18 protein-coding genes are annotated in these 25215 nt (G+C 52.0%); 11 read left to right on the forward strand and 7 right to left on the reverse strand.

What is annotated here, in order from left to right:
• Nucleotides 1-56: 56 nt before the first annotated feature.
• On the reverse strand, nt 57-2828 hold the full coding sequence (locus FKG94_RS07990; RefSeq protein WP_218943470.1) for a M16 family metallopeptidase: 2772 nt from the start codon (nt 2826-2828) through the stop codon (nt 57-59).
• A 265-nt stretch (nt 2829-3093) separates the two neighbouring features.
• On the opposite strand from FKG94_RS07990, the gene FKG94_RS07995 reads away from it, so the two are divergent.
• The 9 genes from FKG94_RS07995 (at nt 3094) to FKG94_RS08025 (ending at nt 14754) form a co-directional block, all read left to right on the forward strand.
• Nucleotides 3094-4923, forward strand: coding sequence for an ABC transporter ATP-binding protein (locus tag FKG94_RS07995; protein WP_142903674.1), 1830 nt, complete (start codon nt 3094-3096; stop codon nt 4921-4923).
• 512 nt (nt 4924-5435) lie between these two features.
• Nucleotides 5436-6089 (forward strand): SH3 domain-containing protein, encoded by a 654-nt coding sequence (locus FKG94_RS08000; RefSeq protein ID WP_179957543.1) that lies wholly within the window; start codon nt 5436-5438, stop codon nt 6087-6089.
• Between the two features lie 54 nt (nt 6090-6143).
• Complete coding sequence (locus FKG94_RS08005; RefSeq protein ID WP_218943471.1) at nt 6144-7106, forward strand: peptidoglycan recognition protein family protein; 963 nt, start codon at nt 6144-6146, stop codon at nt 7104-7106.
• Between the two features lie 608 nt (nt 7107-7714).
• Nucleotides 7715-8962, forward strand: coding sequence for an energy transducer TonB (locus tag FKG94_RS08010; protein ID WP_142903676.1), 1248 nt, complete (start codon nt 7715-7717; stop codon nt 8960-8962).
• Between the two features lie 110 nt (nt 8963-9072).
• Entirely contained in the window at nt 9073-9945 is an 873-nt protein-coding gene (locus tag FKG94_RS08015) for a DMT family transporter (protein WP_142903677.1), read from the forward strand.
• Between the two features lie 304 nt (nt 9946-10249).
• A complete protein-coding gene (locus tag FKG94_RS29350) occupies nt 10250-10384 on the forward strand; it encodes a hypothetical protein (RefSeq protein ID WP_281284224.1) in 135 nt (44 codons plus the stop codon).
• A 527-nt stretch (nt 10385-10911) separates the two neighbouring features.
• The gene (locus tag FKG94_RS29355; RefSeq protein WP_281284225.1) at nt 10912-11046 is read left to right on the forward strand and encodes a hypothetical protein; all 135 of its coding nucleotides are present in this window, start codon (nt 10912-10914) and stop codon (nt 11044-11046) included.
• 194 nt (nt 11047-11240) lie between these two features.
• The gene (locus FKG94_RS08020; RefSeq protein ID WP_142903678.1) at nt 11241-13433 is read left to right on the forward strand and encodes a peptidase domain-containing ABC transporter; all 2193 of its coding nucleotides are present in this window, start codon (nt 11241-11243) and stop codon (nt 13431-13433) included.
• A 19-nt stretch (nt 13434-13452) separates the two neighbouring features.
• Nucleotides 13453-14754: an HlyD family secretion protein gene (locus FKG94_RS08025; RefSeq protein ID WP_142903679.1), complete on the forward strand. Its 1302-nt coding sequence runs from the start codon at nt 13453-13455 to the stop codon at nt 14752-14754.
• Between the two features lie 29 nt (nt 14755-14783).
• On the opposite strand, the gene FKG94_RS28705 is transcribed toward FKG94_RS08025, so the two are convergent.
• The gene (locus tag FKG94_RS28705) at nt 14784-15020 is read right to left on the reverse strand and encodes a hypothetical protein (RefSeq protein WP_179957544.1); all 237 of its coding nucleotides are present in this window, start codon (nt 15018-15020) and stop codon (nt 14784-14786) included.
• A 67-nt stretch (nt 15021-15087) separates the two neighbouring features.
• Nucleotides 15088-15801, reverse strand: a complete 714-nt coding sequence (locus tag FKG94_RS08030; protein WP_142903680.1) for a hypothetical protein — start codon at nt 15799-15801, stop codon at nt 15088-15090.
• Nucleotides 15802-16174: 373 nt separating this feature from the next.
• Here FKG94_RS08030 and FKG94_RS08035 point away from each other — a divergent pair, with 373 nt between their 5' ends.
• Entirely contained in the window at nt 16175-16819 is a 645-nt protein-coding gene (locus FKG94_RS08035) for a YopT-type cysteine protease domain-containing protein (protein ID WP_142903681.1), read from the forward strand.
• Nucleotides 16820-16959: 140 nt separating this feature from the next.
• Here FKG94_RS08035 and FKG94_RS08040 read toward each other — a convergent pair whose 3' ends face one another.
• Nucleotides 16960-18420 (reverse strand): glycoside hydrolase family 183 protein, encoded by a 1461-nt coding sequence (locus FKG94_RS08040; protein WP_142903682.1) that lies wholly within the window; start codon nt 18418-18420, stop codon nt 16960-16962.
• Nucleotides 18421-19094: 674 nt separating this feature from the next.
• Here FKG94_RS08040 and FKG94_RS08045 point away from each other — a divergent pair.
• The gene (locus FKG94_RS08045) at nt 19095-19736 is read left to right on the forward strand and encodes a tyrosine-type recombinase/integrase (RefSeq protein WP_179957545.1); all 642 of its coding nucleotides are present in this window, start codon (nt 19095-19097) and stop codon (nt 19734-19736) included.
• Nucleotides 19737-19848: 112 nt separating this feature from the next.
• Here FKG94_RS08045 and FKG94_RS08050 read toward each other — a convergent pair whose 3' ends face one another.
• Genes FKG94_RS08050 through FKG94_RS08060 form a run of 3 tightly spaced genes read right to left on the reverse strand, consistent with a single transcriptional unit; the run spans nt 19849 to nt 24924 of the window.
• Nucleotides 19849-22419, reverse strand: a complete 2571-nt coding sequence (locus tag FKG94_RS08050) for a TonB-dependent receptor (RefSeq protein ID WP_142903684.1) — start codon at nt 22417-22419, stop codon at nt 19849-19851.
• Between the two features lie 32 nt (nt 22420-22451).
• On the reverse strand, nt 22452-24332 hold the full coding sequence (locus FKG94_RS08055) for a sigma 54-interacting transcriptional regulator (protein WP_179957546.1): 1881 nt from the start codon (nt 24330-24332) through the stop codon (nt 22452-22454).
• Nucleotides 24319-24924, reverse strand: a complete 606-nt coding sequence (locus FKG94_RS08060) for an isochorismatase family protein (protein ID WP_142903686.1) — start codon at nt 24922-24924, stop codon at nt 24319-24321. The genes FKG94_RS08055 and FKG94_RS08060 overlap by 14 nt, the downstream gene beginning before the upstream one ends.
• Between the last annotated feature and the right edge of the window lie 291 nt (nt 24925-25215).

Genomic DNA, 25215 nt, shown 5'->3' on the forward strand with positions numbered 1-25215 from the left:
CACCGGTTGACGGTGTGTTTGCCAGGTCGCCTCAGGCACCGCAGAGTGGTTTAACGCTAGCTATTACCCGCAACGAAATCCCCCGCCTTGATAATCGTCATCGGCTCGGGCTCAAGGTACTCTTTCATCACACGGTTGACATCCTCTACCGTCAACGCCCGCACGGCATCGATAAACTCCCGTGCCGCATCGATTTCACGATCGTCTGTAAGATCGCTGCGCAAACGCGTGGCAAGGAGTTTATTGTTGCCGAAATTTAACTTCATGCGATCGAGAAATCCGTTCTTGGCCGCCTCCAATTCGTCGACCTCAAAGCCATCCTTGACTGCGCGCTGCATTTCCTCGGTAAAAGCACGATGCACTTTTTCCGTATTCTCCGGCGCGCTGATCGCATAGGCCATAAACATGCCATTGGTATCGATATTCCCCAATTGCAGGAACGATCCCACACCGTAGCTCAGACCATCCTGTTGTCTTATCCGCGATGCCAGCCTCGAGTTGATAAAGCCGCCGCCGAGCATATGGGATACCAGGTGCAACGCCGGGGCATCGTCATGGTCAGCGGTCATATCAAGGTTGGTGCTCGCAATAAACACGGCGTTTTTCTTGTCCGGCGTTTCTATCGTCTGTGCTACTTTCTCTACATCCTTATAGTTATTCAGCACTCGGCTGTACTGCGTTTTCGCCTCCCAGGGTGCAAAGCGTTTTACCATCAGGTCTTTTATCTCAGCTTCGTCAAAGTCACCCACTATGCTCAGTTGCAGATTGCCGGCACCATAATGCTTTTTATAAAAACGCTTGACGTCTTTTAGCGATACCTTTTTAACCGACTTGATTTCATCGTCAATGGACTTGGTGTAATACACATGGCCTTTGGGAAAACGGTTGAAGCTTCTGGCATTGGCCCGGAAAGCCAGCGCCTGAGGATCGGTTTTACTCGCCTCGAGACCGGCCAGCTTTTGCGTTTTCAATAGCTGAAATTCTTTTTCAGAAAACGCCGGCTCGGTATGCACTTCGTAAATGAGGTCGAGAACCTGGACCAGGTTTTCGCGGGTTGTTTCATAGCGGGAGGACAGTGACTGCCCTGCCCAGCCAATCCCGCCGCTGGCCTTGAGTCTGTCGAATTCATCCTGAATTTGCTCTTTGCTGAGTCTGCTGCTGCCACGCAACAGCATTGCCGCCGTCAGCTCCGCGACTTCGCGCTGGTGCTTCAGGGACTTTTCAGTGCCGAGTCCCAGGCGCAGCTCCAGGTTAACCGACTCGCCGCGGGTTTTTATCGGCAGGAAGGCCAGCTCCATATCGTCCAGTTCATGTTTTTTCAGCCGCGCCTTGATATTCTCCGGCGTGGGGTCAAACACCTCGCCCTGGGCGATCATCTCGCGCCCTTTGTAGTCGCGCAATAGGTCCGAAATATCGGCCGGTGCCGACACCACCGCACGCACCGGCTCGGCGGTTGGTAAAAATTTGCCCAGGGTCCTGTTTGACCTCAGCAGGTACTTGTCGGCCACCGCCTGTACGTTCTCCAAGGTGACATCTTCCAGTCTGTCGCGATTGATAAAGTACATGCGCCAGTCGCCGATACCGATCCACTCGCTCAATTCTATGGAAATGTCCTGCGATGAATTGAACCGCAGCTCCATCTCTTTGGCAATCTGTCGCTTGGCCCGCGCCACTTCCTCCGAGGTAATGGGCTGGGCTGCGATGTCCTCCACGGTTTTCAACAACACCGCCTCGGTTTTCTGCAGGTCGGTCTCGAGATCGGCGGCGGCATTGAAATACAGCAGGCCCGGGTCCTGCTGCTGGTTGGGCCAGGCCCAGACCTGGGTTGCCAGTTGCTGCTCCACCAGGTTCTTGTAGAGTCTGCCGGACGGGCTGTGGCCCAGCACCCGGGCCAGCACGCTGACAGCGGCGAAATCTTCATGCAGACCCGAGGGGATGCGGTAAGCCGCGGCAACTACCTGCTCGCTGCCCACCCGCCGCAGCGTAACGGTGCGTTCCCCGTCCTGGGTCGGGTCCAGGGTGTAGAATTCGGGCAGCTTACGCGCCGGCTTCGGTAGTGCACCGAAGTAACGGTCGACCAGCTCCAGCGTGCGCTCGATATCGATTTTACCGGCGACGATCAGGGTCGCATTGTCCGGTTGGTAATATTTCTCGTAAAAAGCCCGCAGGTTCTCGATTTTGACATTCTCGATATCCGACCGCGCCCCTATGGTTGAGTTGCCGTAGTTGTGCCAGTCGTAGGCGGTGGCATAGATGCGCTGCAGCAGGATATTGCCGGGGTTGTTTTCCCCCATCTCGAATTCGTTCCTGACCACGGTCATTTCGCTGTCGAGGTCCTTCTGGGCAACAAAGGAGTTGATCATGCGATCGGACTCCATGGATAGCGCCCATTCCAGATTCTCATCTGTCGCCTTGAACGTCTCAAAGTAGTTGGTGCGTTCGAGCCAGGTGGTGCCGTTGGCCTGGGCGCCGTGGTCGCTCAGCTCCTTGGTGATATTGGGGTGCTTGGGCGTGCCCTTGAACAACAGGTGCTCCAGCAGGTGTGCCATGCCGGTCTCGCCGTAGTTTTCGTGCTTTGAACCGACCCGGTAGGTGATATTGACGGTAATGCTGTCTTTGCTCTCATCGGGAAACAGCAACAGCTGCAGGCCGTTGTCGAAGGCATATTCGGTGATGCCCTCGATGCTGCGGACTTCCTTATAGTCGGCCAGGGCCATGGCCCCCGGCAGGCTCAGGAAAACGGCGATAAAAAGACAAATGCAACGGTTCAGGCGATTTGTCGGGGGCTGTGACAAGCGCCGGGTTCCATTGAAGTTTCCCATAATCATTCACTCTCCGGTAACTGCTGTAATGCGATTGTGTGTAGCTTTGGGCCGGTATTGCGCCGCTGGCTGGATGTCACTATACGACCGTCCGGCTTGCGCCAGGGTTCCCAACAGGGCCGGTTGAAAACAGACGCAGTCGATTGGCAAAAAGACACAGTCGTATGGTAAAGGGCGAGATCACATAGTAATGCACCAGCGCCGGCAGGCAAATAGCCACGCTTATCCCAACCCGATACAATCACCCTCCTGTCTCACCGGACCCGGTCTTATGTTTGGATTCTTTGAACGTCTGATAAACCCTTTCCCCCCACAGGCACCGACGCAACCGCCCGCCTCACTGTGGGCTTTCGTGCGCCACTACACCCGGGGAATCGAGCCTTACCTGCTGATTATGTCATTTTGCACCGCGCTGATTGCGGGGCTGGAGGTGGGCCTGTTCGCGCTCCTGGGTGAACTGGTGGATTGGCTGTCGGAGCAGGATCGGGAGACGTTTGTGCGCGAGGAGGGCACCCGGCTGCTGTGGCTGGGTCTGGGTATCATGGTAGTGATCCCCCTGGTGGTCACCGCCCAGGCGCTGGTGGTACACCAGGCCCTGCTCGGCAACTATCCGATGATCGTGCGCTGGAAAGCCCACCGTTACCTGCTCGGGCAGAGCCTGTCGTTTTACCAGAACGATTTTGCCGGTCGCATTGCCACCAAGGTGATGCAGACCGCGCTGTCGGTGCGGGAGTCGGTGATGCAGTTGCTGGAGGTGATGCTGTATGTGGCCGTTTACTTCGTCTCGATCGTAGTGGTGATCGCCAGCGCCGACCTGCGCCTGACGCCACCACTGGCGTTGTGGCTGGTGGGCTATATTGCGTTGCTGCGCTATTTTCTGCCGCGGTTGCAAAAGATATCAGAGCGGCAGGCCGACGCCCGCTCCCATATGACCGGGCGTATCGTCGACAGCTATACCAATATCGTCACCCTGAAACTGTTCTCTCACGCCGAGCGGGAATCCGGCTACGCCAAAGAGGGGATGCAAACGTTTCTCAATACCGTGCATCCGCAAATGCGCCTGGTTACCGGTTTTGAGGTCAGTGTGTGGTTACTCAATCTCACCCTGATCGTCTCGATAGTGGCTCTGTCGATCTACCTGTGGCTGGACGCCAGCATCACAACCGGCGCCATTGCGGTCTCCGTGGCACTGGCGTTGCGGTTAAACAGCATGTCGCACTGGATCATGTGGGAAATCAGCTCGCTGTTTGAAAATATCGGCACCACCCAGGACGGCATGGGCACGCTGGCAAAACCGCAGGAGGTGGTGGACGCCCCGGGCGCCAAACCGCTGCGGGTCGAGCAGGGCGAAATCGAGTTCAGGGATTTGTACTTCGACTACGACGGCGCCGGAACCGTATTCGAGGGGCTCGGTTTTACCATCCGCCCCGGTGAGAAAGTGGGGCTGGTGGGGCGCTCCGGCGCCGGCAAGTCGACGCTGGTCAACCTGTTGCTGCGTTTTTACGATCTCAATGCCGGACAAATATGTATCGACGGCCAGGATATTCAGCAGGTCACTCAGGATTCACTGCGTAAGTCTATCGGCATGGTGACCCAGGATACATCGCTGCTGCATCGCTCGGTGCGGGAAAATATTTTATTCGGCAAGCCCGATGCCACCGAGGCGCAAATGATCGAGGCGGCCGAGCTGGCCGAGGCGCACCGCTTTATCGAGACCCTGGCCGATGCCGACGGCCGCCGCGGCTATGACGCGCAGGTGGGAGAACGCGGGGTCAAGCTCTCCGGCGGCCAGCGCCAGCGCATCGCCATTGCCCGGGTGCTGTTGAAAGACGCGCCGGTACTGATCCTGGACGAGGCTACCTCGGCGCTGGATTCCGAAGTGGAGGCCAGTATCCAGCGCAGCCTGAACCGCCTGATGCAGGGCAAAACCGTGATTGCCATTGCGCACCGGCTGTCTACCATTGCCGCGCTGGATCGCTTGATCGTGTTGGAGCAGGGCCGCATCGTGGAGGAGGGGACTCACGAACAGTTGCTCAAGGCCGGCGGGCTTTACGCCCAGCTCTGGACCCACCAGTCAGGTGGCTTTTTGGGGCAGGAGTGATTGCCGGCGCACCTTGATGGGCAGAGCAGCAGTTAGTTACGGCAATAACTAGTTAGTACTCTGACCGGTAAATCTTTTCACTCAAAGCTGGTTTTGGTGCCCTTAACCAGCCCGGCCTCGACCCGGGCATAGCCCTTCGGGGCACGCCGTGCATACATCCCTGTAGGCTCTGCGCCAGCATCCATGCTGGCGAAGGCCCCAAAGGGCTATGCCCGGGTCGAGGCCTAAGTGCCACCGAAGCGAAAATATTTTGCTACGGCTGATGATTTTCGCGACGAATAGAGGCTCTGGCCGTCAGCAAAAGCCACCAAATCCATGACCATTTAGCATAATCCAGACAAAGCGGTAGACACGGGTTTTCGTGCCCACTATGCTTTTTTGCCGGTTATAACTAATCCCATGCTTGACCTTTTTATCGCACTGTCTTGGTTTTTGGACCGAGGTTTTTCGGGTCAATGTATTTTGAATCAGTGCTTTTTGAATCACACCGGCGCCTATCAAGGAATTTGTGCATGAGAAACCTCAACATCCTCATCCTTACACTCCTGTTTCCCATGGCGGTGTCCTGCAAAGAGGCCGGCAGCGCCGGCGCTTCCAGCGAGGCGGCGGCCTCTTCCTCGCGCCAATGGTTACAGGTTGCCAATGTGGCTGAAGACGACGCATTAAATCTGAGAGCGGCTGCCCGAGGCCAGGCGAATGTCGTCTATCGCATTCCCTACGATGGCGCCAACCTGCTGAAAATCACCGAACAAGGTGACTGGACCAAGGTGAGCTACCGCGGTATGCAGGGGTGGGTCTATTCAAAATATGTCCGGACCGCTCAGCATCAGGCACTCAGCAACAACTTCGGCGGCGAACTTTTCTGCCTGGGTACCGAACCGCATTGGAATCTGAAAACCCGCGCACACGTTGCAGAATTTAAGAAACTCAGTGATAAATCCGAGTGGGTGCTAAACGATATCATCCGCCGGGGTGTCAACCAAACCAATCTCTGGATGGGCAGCTTCACAGACACCGCCGGCGCGGCAACCGCGATCGCCGCGGTCTTTCACAGGACTGAAAACTGTAGTGACGGCATGTCCGACGAAAACTATCCCCTGTCCATTACCGTGATCGACCATCAAACACAACTATTGAGCGGTTGCTGCAGGGTCGTCAAAAAATAGCAAAGTCCGGCATTACACCACCGCTTCGAATTATCGGACAATAAGGAAATTGAAATGACAAAAACGACACCCAAGTGGGGATACAATGCAGCGATCAGCTTTAAGAAGATCAAGCGCGATGTTCATTCAATATTTTTACACTGCTCCGCCAGCGATCAATCGAGTCACGACGACATATCGATAATGAAAAAATGGCATGTCGAAGACAACGGTTGGTCAGATGTCGGCTATCATTTTTTCATCACCAAAAACGGCGATATTCAAGAGGGTCGCAATATTGAAAAGATACCCATCGCCCAGAAGGGACACAATACCGGCTCTATCGCCATTTGCTGCCACGGTTTGAAAAAAGACAAATTTACGCAAAAGCAAATGGATTCGGTAAAGGCGCTGTGCAAGGCGATTACCGATGCCTATACCAAAAAAATCCGCATTCGCGGGCACCGTGAAGTCAGCAGCAAGGAATGTCCGGTATACGATTATAAAAAGGTACTGGGGTTAGATGACAAAGGGTACTACTCGGAAAGTGAAGTACTGATCGGCCCGATGCCGGCGCCGAAAATTGAACCGCCACCGTTTGAATTCTGGAAGGCGCCGGTCAGGTCCGGGTCTAAAGCCAAAACCATCAAGTTGATGGATAAAAACGAGCTGGTGTTGCCACTGCAAAATATTCTCTGCGATCTGGACATTCAATGTTCAAAAGACGGGGTCTTCGGGCAACAGACCAAAACGGCAGTGCAAACTTTTCAAAAGCGCAGCGCGCTGAGTGCTGACGGTATAGTCGGCCCGGCGACAATCGACAGTATGTTCTCGTCGAGACGACTGGTGTTAAAACCCTCGCATAAAGGTACCGATGTCAAGGTCCTGCAACTGTTGTTGGCTATGCACGGGCGGCGCCTAATTCACGATGGGGTCTTCGGCCAGGCAACCCGACTGGCTTTACAGGCAGTACAACGCTCACTACAACTGGCTGCCGATGGTGTATTCGGACCCAAGTCACGGGCAGCCATGACCTGATTCGCCCGCCGCCGATTTTTCACCAGGCGCCGCTCGTTCCGGCGCCGGCTTTTCAAGAGGTTGAGCCGGGTCGCCGGACACTGTGTAGACACGCCACACCCCCGGTTAACCCCCAGATCGCAACACAGATGCACGACCCACTCCCGAGGGCACCTGGGGGCCGTGCGGGCGGAAACTTTTGCAAAAAAGCCCATTTATGGATCGGCACTAATTAGCCTTCGTTGTATTTAGCAACCAGAATCCTCCTTTGGTTTAGTGACATCAATGCCAATTGATAGTCACATAATTGAATATATTGATTTTCAGAAGATTAGAACTACGGGTATCTATTATTTTGTTATATATTTCGAGCGACGGGCTTGTCATTGCAGGGATATAACAGTTTACTGGCGCGGTATGGCCGATGAGATATTTCAGCAGTAGAATACGGTGCAATGCTATTAAACAAGACTAATACTAAGATAGCCATGTTAATCAACCCCTAACTGATATTGGCAGCAGCTGCTTATACCTTTCTCAAGGCTAAGGTCATGCTATAAGCGGCTTTTTCAGTAATGGACGTTATTTTGCTTTTTGCGGCAGTGATCGGAACTTAAGGATGGAGTGTTATGAAGTTAAAGCAACTGTATAAATTCCCTCGGGCCATGCTTGTCTTTTCCCTCTTATGCAGTCCAATAGCATTTGCCAGTTTTGAGAAAGCCATGGAACTCTATCAGGCACAGGACTTCGATAGAGCTTATCAGGCTTTCCACAGTATGGCCGAAATAGGGGACTTTAGCTCAATGTTTAACCTGGAGGTTATGCACTATCGTGGTGAATCTGTGCCGCGTGACCCGGTGCAGGCCTATGCCTGGTTTAGTAAAGCAGGGAGTTTGGCAAAACATCAAGACTATCTTGATACGGCAGAAAAGGTATTAAAAAAGCTGTCTGTAACAGATAAAGAAAAATCCCGATTACTTGCCGCTGAGTTTACAAAGGAATATAGCCGCGAAGCTATTAACCAGCGTATTTTTCCAAAGCCTTTAAGTGATGAAGATTGTGAACCCGATCCCGTTGCGATTAAACAGAAGCCTCCCAGATATCCCTGGGCTGCCCGTGACAAAGGGCGCATGGGCCGTGTAGTGTTAGAGTTTACCATATCTAAAGAGGGGTATGTGCGCGATCTAATGACCGTTTCCTACGATAAAATGTTCAAATCTGCCCCGGTAAACGGAGCGAAAAAATTTCTCTATGCACCCCCAACCAAGGACGGTAAACCTCATTATCATTATGGGCATAATACCGCTATTGTTTTTTTGATGGCTGGAAAAAAAGAAGTTGATTCAAAAAAACTGAAGTTCGAATTAGAGAAAGTGAAACGAAAGGCTGAAGAGGGTGATCCGGTCTCTCAATATGTTTATGCGACTCGTTTAAATGTCTTTAGATCGTTTAAAGACTATCTGAAAAAACTAGATCTACAGTATCAAGAGTCCAATAAGTGGTACTTAGCCTCGGCCCAGAACGGCCTGCCCCATGCTCAGTTTGCATTGGGCCGTAATATGATCAGGGGTCGTGGCTGTGAAGTCGATGAGCAGGGGGGGATGAAGTGGATTAATGCCGCCGCTGTGGGTGGCTACTCCCCCGCACAGCATTACCTGGTGCAAAATTTATTAATGGGCCGAGAAGAGGCGGTTAATCGATCGGCTATGGCCTGGCTCCAAAATGCCTCTATGTCGAATCACTATCCAGGGGGACAAAAGTCAGAGATGCTTCTCGATGTTTTCAAGACTTCTGTCTGCGGGCACAATGAAAACGCAACCAGTCGGTGCCTGGACGGGAATAACAGTAGTTTCCGGATTAGCGCTATCCAGAGGTAAAAATCAACATGGGGTACTATCTCGACGAAGAGTCGCGCTGCAGCCTATATTCCATAACAATGCTCTGTAACAGCCTTCTATAGAAACACTCGACAAAGAATAGCTACCCTATGAACAAGCTTAAAATCGTTCTTTGCACTACGCTTGCTCTGTTGGCGTTTGCCGGCAATTCGATCCTCTGCCGGTTGGCATTAGGCACTGGTACAATTGACGCCGCCAGCTTTACGACTATCCGTTTGTTATCCGGAATCGTGGTTTTAGCCGCGATATTGCAAATTACCAAAGCTGGCAATGAGCAGATATCAAAAGGAAGTTGGCGTGCATCCTTTATGTTATTTCTCTATGCGGCAACGTTTTCATTTGCCTATATTTCTTTAGATACCGGAACCGGAGCGTTGATTCTGTTTGGATCGGTCCAGATTACCATGATTCTCGCCAGCCTGATTTCAGGCAATAAGCTGCACTATTCTGAGTGGATCGGCATGTTAACGGCGTTCTGCGGGTTCGTATACCTGATTATGCCAGGTCTGGCCACGCCCTCACTCATGGGGTTTATACTTATGACGGTTGCCGGCATCGCCTGGGGCATTTATACACTGGCAGGCAGGGGGTCAAAAAATCCACTGAGCGACACAGCGCACAATTTTCTGCGCACCCTGCCATTCGTGGCCATTCTGGTAGCCGCTACCTTCCAATACGCTAATTTATCTCGGGAAGGCATCTTGTTGGCTGTCTTGTCCGGCGGCATAGCTTCGGGGCTTGGGTACGCTGTCTGGTATATTGCTCTGGGGGGGCTTTTAGTTACCCAGGCGGCGGTGGTTCAACTGATCGTGCCAGTGATCGCCGCCGTTGGTGGTGTACTGTTCGCAAATGAAGTTATTTCTCTACGCCTGTTGTTATCATCGATAATGATTCTCGGCGGTATACTAACAGTCATTTTGGGAAAGCATTATTTTTCGCAATGGACATTGAACAGAACCTGACAACAGGGCATTCCAGGTAATTCCTTTCCGGATTGGGGTTCCTGCGACATATCGACTAAATACTGTAAGGTGTAATCTGCCATCTAATTACACTTATTAGCAATTATACCATTGAGTAACTCTGTTACGTTATGATAAATGTTATCGCGCGCTCAGGTTAATTAGTGCTCCGCTTGGCAACAGGGGGCCCTGCATTAATATCGATCGCAATGTGCGACCAACTTCCTGATCTCATTACTCTCGATGATTTAATGGAGTTGTTTTGATACCCCTAAACTACCAACAACAGTAAGAGGTTTGAATCATGAAAAAAAAACAGCAGACTGTAAAAGCTGATTGTCAAAAAAAGGCTTCAGCCAAAAAATTATCGGCGAAGCAATTGCTTAGTATCAAAGGAGCCGAGCCACGTCCACCATCTCAGGTTATTGTGGAACGGTAAGCGAAAGGAGCATCGCTCCAATTAGCTGAACCGTGGCAGCGCCGCTTTATCACGATAACGGCGTCTGCTGCGTGTTTTGAGACAAAATGTTAACAAGACAACTTTTACCTGCTGCAAACTCTCTATGAAGCGCCAAACAGAACATCCAATAAAAATTCAATAATCAAAAAATATGTTTATTCGGTGTAATAGCAAAAACATCAATTATTGTAAGCGATTGATAAATCTTTCTAACAGCTTTTTCTTCCGGCTGATACGACCAAACACACTAATATCGACCAAATACTGTAAGGTGTAATTTGCCACCTAATTACACTTATTAGCAATTATACCATTGAGTAACTCTGTTACGTTATGATAAATATTATCGCGCGCTCAGGTTAATTAGTGCTCCGCTTGGCAACGGGGGGCCCTGCATTAATATCGATCGCAATGTGCGACCAACTTCTTGATCTCGTTATTCTCAATGACTCAGGGAAGTTGCTTTGACACCACTAAATCATCAACAACAGTAAGAGGTTTGAATCATGAAAAAACAACAGCAGACTGTAAAAGCTGATTGTCAAAAAAAGGCTTCAGCCAAAAAGTTATCGGCGAAGCAATTGCTTAGTATCAAAGGGGCAGAGCCACGCCCGCCAGCTGAAATTATCGTAGAACGCTAAGCGATAGCAGTATAGCTCCATTTAGCTCGACCGCAGCGGTGTCGTTTTTTTTGGCAGCGGCGCCTGCTGCGTGTTTTGAACAACTACTTCCACAAGAGACTTTTGCAACTTTTAACTCCTGTAGATTTTTGTGCAGAACGCCGAGCAAATTCAGAGGTACAGACTCAGCAGTCCACTATTGAGTAATCGCCACCTTGTTTAAAGATAAGATAAAAGGCTTTCCCTATATTCAGCAGCCCAGTGAAAATGAATGCGGTACTACTTGTCTGGCCATGATATTCAAATACTATGGCTACTATGACGTACGCACATTTTTGAGCCAAAAGGCGCAGGTCAATATAGAAGGAATCGATCTGTATACACTGAGTGAACTGGCCGAGGGATTCGGCTTCGAATCCGACGGTTATCAAATACATTACGATAACCTGCCGGATATCACATTGCCCTGTATTGCCCACTACCGGGGCAACCACTTTGTCGTCATTTATAAAGTCAGCAGTACCCAGGTCTGGATTGCGGACCCCGCCATTGGCAGATATACGGAGAGCAAAAAAGAATTTCAGTCACACTGGAACGGCATTATTCTGGCCCTGGAGCCAACAACGGAAATTTTCCAGCACAATGAATTGACAGAACTTGCCGATATAGTAAGAAAAAAGCGACAAGATATTATTTCGCGTTTCTATCTCTCCCACTTCCGCTCTGCAAAAAAATTACTGCTCCAGGTACTGGCGGCAACGCTGTTTTTGCAGTTGCTGGGCCTGGCGTTACCTTTTTTCACTCAAACTATTATCGACCAGGCTCTGGTCAACGACAACAAGAAGTTACTCTATGCAATTTTGGCCGGCATGGTAACGGTGTTTTTTAGTCAGGTGCTGATCACCTACGGCCGCAATATCCTAGTCATTCAGTTTGCAGTTACCTTCGAGCGCAATTTTTTCAGCCGCTTTTTCGATCATTTTATGCGTTTGAAACAGTCCTACTTTGATCGGCACAGGCGCGAAAGTTTCATCACATTATTTCAGGAAAACCTGAAGGTTAGGCAGGCACTAAATCCGACTATTCTTGAAGGTGTTATTGATTTCGCCTTCGTTGGCACCTACTTGGCGGCACTTTACTATTACAGTTTGACCATCGGACTTGTAGCTACCGCCTTTGCCGTCCTCTACCTTCTGCTTACGGTGATTTTCTTTCCTAAGTTGAGAGACCTGGAAAACCTGGTGTTCGCCGAAAATATCGAGACCATGGGTCAGTTTCTCGATACTTTACTCGGCATTCAGACAGTGAGGCTGCTGGGTATAGAAAAAATCAAGTTCTGGCGCTGGAAGAATAAGTACACGCGAGCTCTGAACAAAGTGCTGGAAACTGAAAAGCTCTATATCAATGTTTCTACATTGCTGGACGGTATTTACTATCTCAGCCAAGCCGCGATCTACTGGTTAGGCGCCTACCTGGCATTCTCCGGCACTATCACCATTGGCGCTTACATCGCCATAATTACCATTTACGTTATTGTCATTAATGCGTTGAAACGAGTAACCCAACTGGGCTTTATGTTTACCGACTTGAGTGTCTCTTTCGAGCGCCTCAACGATGTTTTGATCGAAGATGAGGTGGACAATTCACTGGAAAACAAAGTGATGCTCACCGAGCCGATTCATATGCGGCTCGAAAATGTCTACTTTAAATATCACCCGCAGCAAGAGCACTATGCACTCGATAATATCAATCTTGACATCCCTCCGGGTCAATTCGTTGGCGTGGTCGGTCGCAACGGCTCGGGAAAAACCACGCTGGTGCGCCTGCTGACCAAACTCTATGACGACTATGAGGGAAAAATCCTTTTCAACCAGTGTGAACTGCGCAATACGGTTTCCTCTCAAGTGCACAAAAAAGTAGCCATCATTCCCCAGGATATCTACCTGTTTGATGGCACACTGCGAGAAAATATTATCTACGGCAATATGGAGGCTACTGATGAGGAGGTGTTGGAAGCGGTAGCCTGGGCAGAACTGTTGGATTTCGTTGAGGATCAATATTTGCGTCTGAACGTTCGTATCGGCCAGGGTGGTATTGGTCTGTCCGGCGGTCAACGCCTCAAGGTGGCGTTTGCACGACTGTTTCTCAGCAACCCCGATGTGATCATTCTGGACGAAGCCAGCAGTGCTCTGGATATGGAAACAGAAAAAGTTATTATGTCGCGCCTCATGGAGAGATTCAAAGGTAAGACCATTCTCTCGATTGCCCACCGACTGCATACCTTAAAGACAGCAGATACCATACTGGTGATCGATAAAGGAGCGATAGTCGAGCAGGGCTCACACCAGCAACTGCTGGCGCGGCAGGGCCAATATCACAACCTGGTCAATACCTACATCAACTACTAGTGCAGGGCAGTAGTACCCAATGAGCAAACCACAAGACCAGCAGGGAGGTCACACAGAGCCAGGGGAAAACGAGCCGGAGCCCCGGTCACAGCAGAAGCTCAGTATTTACGACGAAGACGATGTGCCATTTCAGGATCTGAGCCAATCGACAGTTAAACGTTGCCTTTATCTGGGAATGGGGATTGTTGCCATAGTAATAACTTCCGCCTTTGTGATAACCGTACCACGAGAGATCCAGCTGCCATTCGAATACCGCGGCGGCCTGCGCGAGGTAATCTATCAATACCCGGAAAAGATTTATTTATTAAAGGCACACATTGATACCGGCGAGACCGTCTCCGTCGGTACTCCCCTTGCCACCATCACATCGGAAAAAATTGTACAACTGATTCAAACAATTGACGAAAGCCGCCGGGACCTGGAGCTGTATCAGACTTTTCAGCGACCGGTCAACGAAAAAGGGATTGAGCTGTTGCGAATAAAGAGAGCCGGCGTTGAAAATCGTCTGCAATTGGCGACGAAAGCAGCCCAACGGCATCAAAGTATTACCACAAAGGAACTGCAAAACTTACGTCAGCAAGCAGAAAGTCGGCGCAGGCAATATCAGCGTAATCAGTCGCTGCATACAAAATCGGCGCTTTCCGATCAGGCGCTTGAGCAATCACAAATCTCGCTATTGGAAGCGGAGCAGCTACATCTGCTAACTGACCGGGATCAGCACGAAGAAACTATGGCTAATGCAAAGCTGCAGGAATCGCTAAAAAATGAGTTGGCCCTTCTCGAAGCACAACTGCAAAACGCCATTATCGAAGACAAACTACAAGCTGCCCAGACACAGCAGCGCTACGATCTGGCTCGCCAGCGCCTGCAACGACATTACGGACCCAGTAAAATAGCCGCGAATTCGATTACGCTGAAGAGTTCAGTCGATGGCACGGTCTCTATGCGCATAGAGAACGAATCGGAGATAGCACCACAGGAGTATCTGCTGCGTTTGCAGGCCGGTGCCGGTAAACCCTATGCCTATGCCGAGTCTCCCTCTTCCGCCATCGGCTTGGTAAAAAAGGGCCATCGCGTAGTACTGAGGTATGATGCTTTTCCTCATTATTATTACGGCACCATGACCGCCGAAATAGATACGATCAGCAGCAGTCCATCAGCGCAGGGCCAATATCCTATTCGGCTGAGCATTCGCGAACTCAACCGCCTGGAAGGCAAAGTTATCAACGGTATGCGCGGTATGGCCTCTATCACGGTCGAGGAAAAGCCGATAATGGATTACCTACTACGCGCTTTTTTAAAACACACCAGTATGGACTGAAGGCCAAAGCGGTGCCGTGGGCGCATGCCTCAAATGGCGCTGTCGGCATCACTGGCGAGTTTGGTATTGCTTAACACTTCAGTTTTCCCTGGCACCCTTGTCAGCTGCGATAAGCCGCTGATGTTTTCCAGAGAGAAGTTGTCCCTAACCGATAGAAACCCACCAATAGTGGTGGGATTTTGCAGACTATTGAGATCTACAAGCGCGTGGTTGTTGCGGATGAGAGGAAGCCGCCATAACTTTAGACCATTGTCTGCGTTACTCACGCTCACTAAGCGTGTTAAAAAATAGAGGCGCAAGTAACGCAACCGACCTCTTATTGAACGTCATAAGTTAATCGACACCATCAGGCGCTGGAAGACCCTCAACTTCCCTTACCGCACCTGCGGAAAAGCTGCCTTCTGAGGTCCAGGGGCTAAAAAACAGGCCGCCGCCATCCAGGGGAATAAGTCTGTTCACCGGCTTGACACTGGTAAAGGTAAAGGCAAAATTCTCACCGAAGTTCAAGTCGTTCGCTTTAATGCTCAATGCCGGCGGCACATTTGGCAACTCCAACAAACCTTCATGTGGCGTAAAGACAAGATTGGCATCAACGCGATCAAAATCCTGTAAAGTCAAGGTTCGGCCGGCCGCAAACTGCGATGGCGAAATGCTCGTCAATACAGCTTTCTCAAACTTTACGGTAAGTAAGCGTTGACCGGCAAAGCCGGGCTGACGAAAGGTAAACCCCCCTTTCATCTTCCAGAAGTGCAACCAGTTGGCACCGCAGGGAACCACTCTGTGGTTGCTGATCCTTCCTTCAAAATTAAATCTCGCCGGAATGACCACCAGCCCTCCGGGAAAATCATGATTTAAATCGATAAGTAAATTAACACGGGGAACCGCAGCTTGTACCAAATCACCACCCGGGGACGTAAACGTCGGGCCGTTAGGGTAGCTGTCAGAGGCAAAACTAAAGGTAATAGGGTCATCCAGTTGAGCAAAAGCACTGAAAGAAAAAAGCAGCAAGGCCAGTTTAATCAGCACCAGCGGTGTAGTCTTTGTCATAATATTTCCCTCATGATTAGTAAAATAGCAAGGTATAAAAGCAGGCAAACACGCGGTGTGTAATACATGCGATTGCTTCTTTCACTTTGAAAACACTAGCAGGCTTTCGGCTGTATTCGTACTACCTGAACGGGTGGTTTGGCAGATCAAAACACTATATCCAGTGCAACTTTTCTTGTACCACAGGCGTAAATACGCCTGGAGCCGAGCGTATGAGGTTCGATCGGCTCCAGGAAATAGCAAGAAAATAGGGGCAGGTCAAAGCATCATGTCCAGTGCAACCTTTCTCGCGCTACAGGCGTAGGTATACCCAGAGTCAAACGATGAAATTTGATCGGCTTTAACTGCCGCTTCTTAGCCAGGAGACCTGCTAATGCCTAACCGGGCTTTCCCATTAGACAATTTTGGACAATTGCTTCGCGCCCACAATGGCGTGAGAACCTTTGATTTTAACCAGACTATCGCCACACGCCAGGCCGGTGCGGTCCCAAGTGGCGGTATTTGTCTATCATTATCGTGCCACTGGATAAAATACCACGCATTTGATGACTCTCTGGTTAATCATATCGGTGGTGTCAGGGACAATAACGGCCGTACACTTCTCGCGTTTAATCAGCAGGAGTATCGACGCGTGATTCGATGGCAACAGAGCATTAGGTTGTTTCCCGACTGGGAGATGGCTTATCGAGCCTGGGTCAGAAACAATCGCCTCCATATCCGCTCCGACCGGAAAACTGATATGGGCTTAGCGGCGGTACGCAATGAACTTAGCCGGATCCGTGACGGATATGCTCTGATTATTATAGAAAGCCAAAATGTCTCATATTCCCATGCGGTAGCAGCATACATTGGTACACAGGATGCCTGTTTTTTTGAGCCAAATTATGGTGAATACTGGTTTAGTCACCGAAGTGATTTTTTTGACTTCTTTCACTTTTTCTCAAACTTTTTTTATCGAAGAAGTCATCGGCAAAACCTAGGACTGGATAGCTACAATGTTGCCGGTATTTATCGGTAACCATATTAATGGTATGTGAAATAAGCTAAAAGGGGTGAGAGCGTAATGCTCAAGTACCAAGCACTACGACCCCTTTTTATACTGCCTATCGACTATCTGTCTCCTGCAACCTAATGGCCCCCATTCCCTACCATCACATCTCAATTAGACGTTTGATCACGAAGCCCTTTCAGCGATTCAGTATCCGCAGGTGTCAACAGCCGTATTTCATGTAAGCTCAGCCCATACCTGCCTCCCGGTGGATTCAAGCCCAGTTTGATATCACCCCATCTTTGACTGAAATTTGCAGAGTACGCGAGCCACAAACTCCTGCCGTCAGCACTGATAAACTTTGACGGGAAGTTTAGGAAATAAGCTTGCTCGCCGAAGTCTTCCATGTAGGCAACCATTTTCCAGGGTCCAGTGAGTTGATCAGCCTCCAGAATATAGGAATCCATTTTGGCAACAGTAGGCCAGCCGTCGGTGACCGCCATCAAGTACTTTTTTAACGGAGGCACGTAAGTGACGGTAACGCAGCCCATATTGTTGTTCCATTCAAGCAGGGGTTTTATATCATTGAAATCATCGCTCCACTTGGGTGCTCCATCCTCATCGTGACCGGCAAAATACTCGTAGGCATCTTCGTCATTGATCGTTTCCGGACTTGGTGTAACCCTGGAAAGATAAACCTGGTCTGCTGTGATCCAACTCAGGTTAGCGTTTGCGAAGGGGACACCTTCTACTAACTCCGGTTCACAAGGTTCTACGATTTCATAAGGCTTTCCATTTTTCCCTTTTCTTATACAAGGACGAGGCAGCGGATCATTTTCTTCCGCGCCCATACCCACCAGATAGGCTTTACCGTCGGGAGAGTGCTCCATGTTCTTGCCGAAGTCGACGAAGTGCGGCGCGCCCATCTTTACCGGTGCGAGCATCTTTGACGGCTCAGGAAACAGTGGTTCTTTAGGAGAGAGTGGCGAGTCTATCCAGGTCTTGCCGTAATCATGCGAGATTCTAAATCCCGGTACCGGCCCGAGATGCGGCCAATTCCATTTAAAGCCCTCACGACTGGTGAACCCGCCGCTTGGGCCCAGTGTATAGGTACCGTAATACCAAATACCATCGTGTACCAGTGAGCCTGCAGGATACCTGCCAGCATAAGGTAAAGCATGGGCAATTTGAGGTTTGGAGGTATTGGTGATTTTCAGGTCTAGCGGATCATCCCCCACCATGACTGCGTTTCCGGTTTTAGCGCGCCATCCAAACCAGCCACCCGAACGGCTTTTTACGCCATCCGTTACCCCATCGGTCCAGGGGCTATACAAGTTGCCATCCGAAGCCCAGGATGGATAGAACGTATCCCCGACATGATAGTCACTATGTTCGCCGGTAAAATAGATTCCAGAAAATGCCTTTGACTGTTCAAAGGGAGAGTCTTTTGGGGTGGGTGATTTCCAGATAAACCCTTTCTCCGAAAAGTTGAAATCAGCCACTGGATTCTCAATGTCATTTGATGTTTCCTCCGCTGCAGCATTTATTTGGCTGACGTGGGTTAACATCGAAGCAAGAAGAGTCAACTTCAATAGGCTCGTGGCAGAACTAATCTCCTGTTTTTTGGTCATTAAATGGCCTCACTCATTATATGTTTCTCACCATATTAGTTATGTTGATGGTGACTTCTTATGAATTTTAAAAATTCGTCAGTGTTTTTCGTGGTTTAGGTGTTTCAGTAGGTAGAAAGAATAAGAAGTCAATTGCGCCGGTTATCCTGACGCGACGGCCCTTTCCCCATTTTGGGTGATCCCCCAAAAAGGCGTTGCCCTAATATCAGGTGAGCCCTCCATCCATGTTAATACCAAAGCGGTAATACCAAAGCCACCCATAAACAGCAGTAGAACCGGTTTGCCAGCTACTTTAAAGACCCAGGTATTAACGATACGCAAAAAAAAAACAACCGTACTGGTACTTATCCTGGAACGTCGGTAAACAATGGTGGGGTCCATCCCAGCGAGCTATAAATGAAACCTTCGACAAACGCCCCAACAACACCAATGTTGCCTATGCGGCTAAAGTGAGGCAGAAACGCCTCGACGATTTACGGCTAGGCACTCGGAAGAAGAGTGAGAAAGTCCGTGTTTTGGTGTATTGGCACAACAGTATTTGGACACGCCCAAAGTGACGCGCTCAACCCGGGACTGCTACCACCACGCGCTGAATAAATACTGGATGCCCAAAACTGGCTAAGTTGCCGATACGTTCGATCACCTACAAAGACTTATTGCGGCTGGATAGCCGTTTGAAATGGCCCAGCGCTAAAACTCGCAATAATATCATTGTGCCATTAAGACAAGTCTTCCGGCCGGCAAAGAAAAATGTTTATGCCGCAAGCAATCCGGCGAAAGAACTGGAGCAGGAAAAACATCAGGAACCGGCCTTTGAAACCGGAGCGCGCACTAGCAAATTACTTGCGTTAACGTGGGACGACTACGACGGCAAGCGATTGGCGATCAATAGATCAATGGTGCGCCGCGAAGTCAAACTCAGCACTAAAACCAATATGGCGAGAGAAGTGCTATTGACACAGCGCGCAAAAAACCTACTCAGAGAATGCCCAACCCGTTTTAAAGGCGGTCCGATCTTTGTCCAATCTCCCGGTGGTCCCTGTCTCGATGCTGACGGCTCTAACCGAAGCTGGCGGCAAGCGTTAAGTGATGCGGGCATCCGCTATCGTCGCGATTACAACTGCCGCCATACCTACGCCAGTTTGGGTTTAACCGCCGGGGCAAAACCGGGTTTTCTCCGCCGACAATTGGGCCACACACTGGAAATATTTTTCAGCACCTACGCCAAATACATCAAGTCCGAAGACGACGATTTGGAACTCGCCAAAATAGACGCTTACAAAAAAACTGCAAAGGAATTAGCTAAAGACAGGTAAGTTATTGGTAATAAAGGAATTAAATGACGGGCCGGACGGGACTCGAGCCGACAAAAATACCGCAGGTAGCGCCGGCAACTGATACAGCCAGAGCCGGCGCTACAATCGACAACTAAAAACGATAGCTGAAGTCAATCCCATAAGCGTCGCGAGCAGAGGGGTGAATAAAAGAGCCCCCAAACTCCGGCGCCGGAATCACCTCCTCCAGATACTCCTCATCAGTGATATTGCGGCCCCACACACTCAGTGTCCAGGCCTCCCCCTCAAGTCCGAAACGGGCATTCACAGTTTGATAGGCATCGCGCTTGGCGCGGCTGAAATCCTGCGAGTGAGGACCGGGGGGGACACCGCCGCCCAGGGTCCCGAAGAAATCCCAAATAGTCGGCGTCGCCTCGCCCTGCAGGGTGTGGAACCACATATCCCCCACGTGCTGCCAGTCCACCCGGGCGACAAAGTCGATGCCGTCGCTGACGGGTATCTCCACCACGGCACCCAGGTTATAGGTTTCCTTCGGTGCCTGGGGCGCATTATTGCCTTCGGAGGCGGGCCGGTTGCGGTTTTCAACAATTTCACTGTCCAGGATACCGAAACCGCCAAACAGACTCAGATACTCGGTGGCGACAATATTAAAGTCCATTTCAAAACCGCGGATCTCCAATTCGTCAATGGTGGTCACGGCGCGCAACAGGCCGAAAGGACCGGCAAAGAATTCGAAAAACTGATTGTCTTCAACCTCGGTCTGGAACACCGCGGCGTTGATCCGCAGGCGCTGGTCCATAAACTGCCCTTTGGCGCCCAGCTCAAAGCTGGTGGTCACTTCCTTATCGTATTCATCAGTCACCCGCAGTTGCGCGTCCACCGCATCGCCGGGGTTGCCGTCGCCCGAGGCGTTGAACCAGAAGTCCAGGGTCGCCTGGGTGCCGATGGAGTTAAAACCGCCGCTGCGGAAACCGACGCCGTAGCTGCCGTAGATATTGACATTATCAGTGGCCGACCAGGCCAGACTTATCTTGGGCTGCAATTGGGTAAAGGTATCGCTGCGATCGGGAATACCGTCCGGATTGAGGCTGAACGCGGGATTGATCGGACCGACCTCGCCTTCCACAATAGTGTTGACGTTCAACCCCGAAGCCCTGACATTGGGCACGTTGTTGGACACGTCCCGCTCCTCCCGGTCGTAGCGCAGCGCCAGCGCCAGCTCCACCGTGTCGGACAGGTCAAATTCGAGCTGGCCGAAACCCGCAATCACCGAGGTTTCAAAGGTATCGTCGAACAACAGGTCAGTGGGATTGGGCCCGGTGGGATCGACATAGGGCTGGCGTAAAAACCCCCGGCCGGTATCGGCGCCGTAAGCAACCACCACATCGCGCTCGATTTCCGCGAAGTACAGGCCGGCGATCCAACGCAGTGATGCGGTCTGGTCGGAGGTAAAACGCAGTTCGCCGCTGAAGTCCTCCTGGTTGCGCTCCTGATATTGATAACCGTCACAGGCGGTGGGTGTGTAGGGGCCGTACACCCCGACGAAATTGGTATCCGGCGACGGCGGCAAAACACCGAAGGGCGCAAAGAAATCACCGAACAAATCGGTGCGATCACTGCCGCCAAGGGCGGCGGGGGCGTTGTTCAACGTGGTCCGGTCTGCCAGACACTGGTCGGTAACCTCATAACCGTAAAAGGACGCGCTGGTGCCGTCGGATAGCAGAAATTCCTCGAGGTTGTTATAGGCGAGCACGGCGGTAACATCTATGTCGCCCAACGTCCAATCGGCTTTCAACGACAGTTCGGTCGTTTCCTGCTCGTTGCCGCCGGGTACGTTGAAGGCAAACGTAAAATCGTGATCGTTGACATCGGCAAAATAAGCGGGCTGGTCAAACGCGGCAACAAAAGAGGGCAGGCCAAACACGGCGTTAAAATTAATCGCCCCGCCTTCCACCTCGCTATAGCCGGCACGCAGGTCCAGCGTCAAATCGTCGTTGACATCCCACAGCAACCGGCCGCGAAACGTATTGTCCTCCAGAAAGTCCACTTCATCGTCGGCGCCGGTAAACACATTTGTGTAGTGGCCGTCGGTGCTGCGATGGCTAAAGCTCAGGCGCCCCTTGAGCGCATCGGTCAGGGGACCGCTGATCACGCCGGTCGCCGTCTGGGTATTGTTGTTACCGAAGCCGACTTTCACCTTGCCCTCGAACTCGTCGGCGGGCGCCTTGGTGGTCACCAGGATGGCCCCCGACACCGCATTGCGACCGTACAATGCACCCTGGGGGCCCTTCAGCACTTCGATTTGGGCGACGTCCAGCAGCTCTTCGTTAAACCCGTTGGGATTGGTAATCAGCACCCCGTCAACCACATAGGCGAAGGTGGATTCCGCATCACGGGTGGACACGATACCGCGAATACTGACCTGGGTATCGCCCACATTGGCCGAATCGACGATGGTCACATTGGGCATGGTGCCGATAAAATCCGCCGGCCTCTCCATCCCGGCCCGCTCGATCTGGCGTTCGGTAATGGCGGTCACCGCGATCGGCACTTCCTGCAGGCTCTCCGGCCGCTTGCGGGCGGTTACCACTATCTCCTCAATCTCAATGGCATAACTCGGCGTGACGGCGGTCAGTGCGGCAACCAGGCCCAGGTTGGCGCAGGCGACGCCTTTTGCAAGTCGCTTCAGGTCAATGGTTCTCATGGCTCTTTTCTCCCGACTACTTTTTCATTATGTTAGTTTTTGCTGAGTTGTTTCAGGCGGCGCCAGAGCGTGGTCTGGCTGATACCCAGGTACTCCGCCACTTTTTGTTTATCGTTATGAAATTCGTCCATCGCCTGCGCCACCAGTTGCAGCTCCCGCTGTCGCGGGTTGGCAGCCAGGGGCTCGTGCACGGCATCGCTAAACAGTTCCGGGGCGATACTGGGCAGCGCCCCGGCCAGGTTGCTGTAGTCGGGGTGGATCGTTAAATGGGCCACCATCCGCTCGATCACATTTTCCAGCTCTCGCACGTTACCGGGCCAGGCGTATTCCGCCAGCGCCGGGCCGACGGCGTCGATAAGCGCCTGCGCCGGCACCCGCAGTGCATAGAGATCGAGAAAGTATTCGAGCTTGAATAACGCAATACACTCGATGTCTTCCCGGCGCCGTCGCAGCGGCGGCAATTCGATATTGAAGACATTGAGTCGGTAAAACAGGTCCTCCCGAAAGTCCCCGGCGCCGACCATTTGCCGCAGCGGTTTATTGCTGGCGGCGACAATTTTCAGATTTATCTGGGTTTCCTTATTGCTGCCCAGACGCCGCACGGTGCGCTCCTGCAGGAAACGCAGCAGCTTGGTCTGCTGATCCAGGGTGAGTTCGCCGATTTCGTCGAGAAACAGCACGCCGCCGGCGGCCGCCTCGATCAGCCCCTTGCGGCCGCCGCGACGCGAGCCGGTAAAGGCGCCGTCGCGGTGACCAAACAGCTCGCCCTCAAACAACTCGGTGGGGATGGCGCCGCAATTAATGCCGATAAACTGGCCGCCGGCAAAGGGACCGTCGCGATGAATGGCGCGCGCCACCAGTTCCTTCCCGGTGCCGGACTCGCCGGTAATCAGCACGTTACTGGGCGAGCGGGAGAAGCCCGCCACCGTTTCCATCACCCGCGCCATGGCGGCGGAGCGGTAGCGCAGTTCACTGTCGGTTTCGACCGCGGGGCTGTAACTATCTGGGCTATGGCTATCGCCGAACTGGAGCTTGTGACGGTAGAGCTGGTAAATATCGACAGGTTCACCGAAACCGTCGTCGACCCGATCGCGGTGAAACCACCAGTCCTGACCGTTGATGCGGCACTCACCGTCCTGCGGCTGCGGTTCGGCTTGCGGCTTGATCAGATCGGCCAGCTCCAGCGACAGATCGGCACCGAGATGCAAGTCGGTTTTTGCCGCGGCATTGACCTGGTGCAGCCGGCCTTTGTGCCCCACCACCAGGGTCGGCGTCGGCGATCGCTCGATAATCCAGTTGCTCAGCGCGCGACTGTTCTTGGTATCGCGATGGTGAATACCTGTATCGATCGCCCGCAGCAGCATACGACGACAGGATTCGCGGGAGTAGAACAGAAATGACTTGAAACCTTCCTGCGTGGCAAGGCCGCAGATAAAGCTGGCGCCGAGCACCGCACCCCAGGGTTGTTTGCTGAGCACATAGAAGGTTTCCCGCGCTTCCTCCGGTGTGCGGTAGCGCTTGTAGGTGATCTTGACCCCCAGGCTGCTTTCCAGATGCGGCAAAATGCGCGGCTCGGCGTTGAAACTGATCATTAAAATCGTATCGGTGACCGCCGCCGCTTTGGTAACCGCCTCGACGATATCGCTCTCTGTCACTTCCAGCGACACCACCGGCAGGTCCAGCGCAGACTTCAGGTAAGCCGCATTGGAGCCGGCGCTGACCACCACATCGGGGCTGAAATCGGCGATATGGGTGCTCAGGTCGGCAAAGCTGTCGACGATGGAGTCGACAATTCTAAACTCCGCCCGGGTCTGGAACTCCGCCAGCAAGCTGCTGACCAGGTGACTGAATTCCCGATAGCCGAATATCAGCACCCGCGGCAATTGCAGATTCGCCCCATTACCCGAGACCATGTTTACCTTCCAATGCGCCCAAGAGTTCGGTGAGGTCGACCACATCCACATACTTGGCATTGAGGTCGTAGAGGTTGGCCCGATGCACGGCTTCGGTGCGATCGCCGACCGCCTCGCGGGGAATAAAAACCGGGTAATCGTGCTGCAGCCCGTCGACGGCCGTGGCGCGGACACAGCCGCTGGTGGTGAGCCCGGTAACCACCAGCGAGTCCGCAGTCTGAGCCCGCAGCCGATCAATAAGATCGGTGCCGAAAAACGCACTGGCCCAATGCTTTTCAATCAACTGCCAGGGTTCCGGCTGACCCAGCCGGCTGTCCACTTCGACCCAGTGCGAACCCCGCTGCAGGATATTCAACGCCGGCAGCCGGGCGCGAAATACCCGCGCCTGGCTTTCGGTGTCGTAAACCACGGTGCTGAAAAATACCGGCCAACCGGCGGCGGCGAAGTAGCGCAACAGCGTCTGGTTGGCTTCAATAACACTGCCGCACTCGGTGCCGAGCGGCGAGTTCGGATCGGTAAACCCGTGACTCAGATCCACCAGTAACAGCGCCGGGCGACGGCCCGGGCGCTGGCTCTTGCGTTCAAGTGCCATTGTCAACGTTCCGGACCGGGTACGCGCCCGGATACTGTTTCAACAAGATACTCTCCCGATTAGCTCTCTTAACAGGACACTCACTCAAACCAGTGCTCTCCTAAACTCTAACTCTTAACAGGACACCCACTTCAAGCTCTTAACAGTCTTAACAGGACACCCACTTCAAGAAACCGACAAGCTCTTAACAGGAAGCTCTTAACAGGACACCCACTTCAAGAAACCGACAGTAAGACGCCCATTCAAATCGGCGGCTCTTAACAAGACACCCACCAAAATGGTGCCTTTGCA

Source organism: Exilibacterium tricleocarpae, from assembly GCF_007004655.1.
In the GTDB taxonomy this organism is placed as follows: Bacteria; Pseudomonadota; Gammaproteobacteria; order Pseudomonadales; family Cellvibrionaceae; genus Exilibacterium; species Exilibacterium tricleocarpae.

Excerpts from the sequence above, each read along its gene's own strand:
- FKG94_RS08030 (WP_142903680.1), bottom strand. The coding sequence starts at position 15,801 with ATGACAAAGACTACACCGCTGGTGCTGATTAAACTGGCCTTGCTGCTT.
- FKG94_RS08060 (WP_142903686.1), bottom strand. The coding sequence starts at position 24,924 with ATGGCACTTGAACGCAAGAGCCAGCGCCCGGGCCGTCGCCCGGCGCTG.
- FKG94_RS07990 (WP_218943470.1), bottom strand. The coding sequence starts at position 2,828 with ATGATTATGGGAAACTTCAATGGAACCCGGCGCTTGTCACAGCCCCCG.
- FKG94_RS08050 (WP_142903684.1), bottom strand. The coding sequence starts at position 22,419 with ATGAGAACCATTGACCTGAAGCGACTTGCAAAAGGCGTCGCCTGCGCC.
- FKG94_RS08000 (WP_179957543.1), top strand. The coding sequence starts at position 5,436 with ATGAGAAACCTCAACATCCTCATCCTTACACTCCTGTTTCCCATGGCG.
- FKG94_RS08010 (WP_142903676.1), top strand. The coding sequence starts at position 7,715 with ATGAAGTTAAAGCAACTGTATAAATTCCCTCGGGCCATGCTTGTCTTT.
- FKG94_RS08005 (WP_218943471.1), top strand. The coding sequence starts at position 6,144 with ATGACAAAAACGACACCCAAGTGGGGATACAATGCAGCGATCAGCTTT.
- FKG94_RS08015 (WP_142903677.1), top strand. The coding sequence starts at position 9,073 with ATGAACAAGCTTAAAATCGTTCTTTGCACTACGCTTGCTCTGTTGGCG.
- FKG94_RS08040 (WP_142903682.1), bottom strand. The coding sequence starts at position 18,420 with ATGACCAAAAAACAGGAGATTAGTTCTGCCACGAGCCTATTGAAGTTG.
- FKG94_RS08055 (WP_179957546.1), bottom strand. The coding sequence starts at position 24,332 with ATGGTCTCGGGTAATGGGGCGAATCTGCAATTGCCGCGGGTGCTGATA.
- FKG94_RS07995 (WP_142903674.1), top strand. The coding sequence starts at position 3,094 with ATGTTTGGATTCTTTGAACGTCTGATAAACCCTTTCCCCCCACAGGCA.
- FKG94_RS29350 (WP_281284224.1), top strand. The coding sequence starts at position 10,250 with ATGAAAAAAAAACAGCAGACTGTAAAAGCTGATTGTCAAAAAAAGGCT.
- FKG94_RS08035 (WP_142903681.1), top strand. The coding sequence starts at position 16,175 with ATGCCTAACCGGGCTTTCCCATTAGACAATTTTGGACAATTGCTTCGC.
- FKG94_RS29355 (WP_281284225.1), top strand. The coding sequence starts at position 10,912 with ATGAAAAAACAACAGCAGACTGTAAAAGCTGATTGTCAAAAAAAGGCT.
- FKG94_RS08025 (WP_142903679.1), top strand. The coding sequence starts at position 13,453 with ATGAGCAAACCACAAGACCAGCAGGGAGGTCACACAGAGCCAGGGGAA.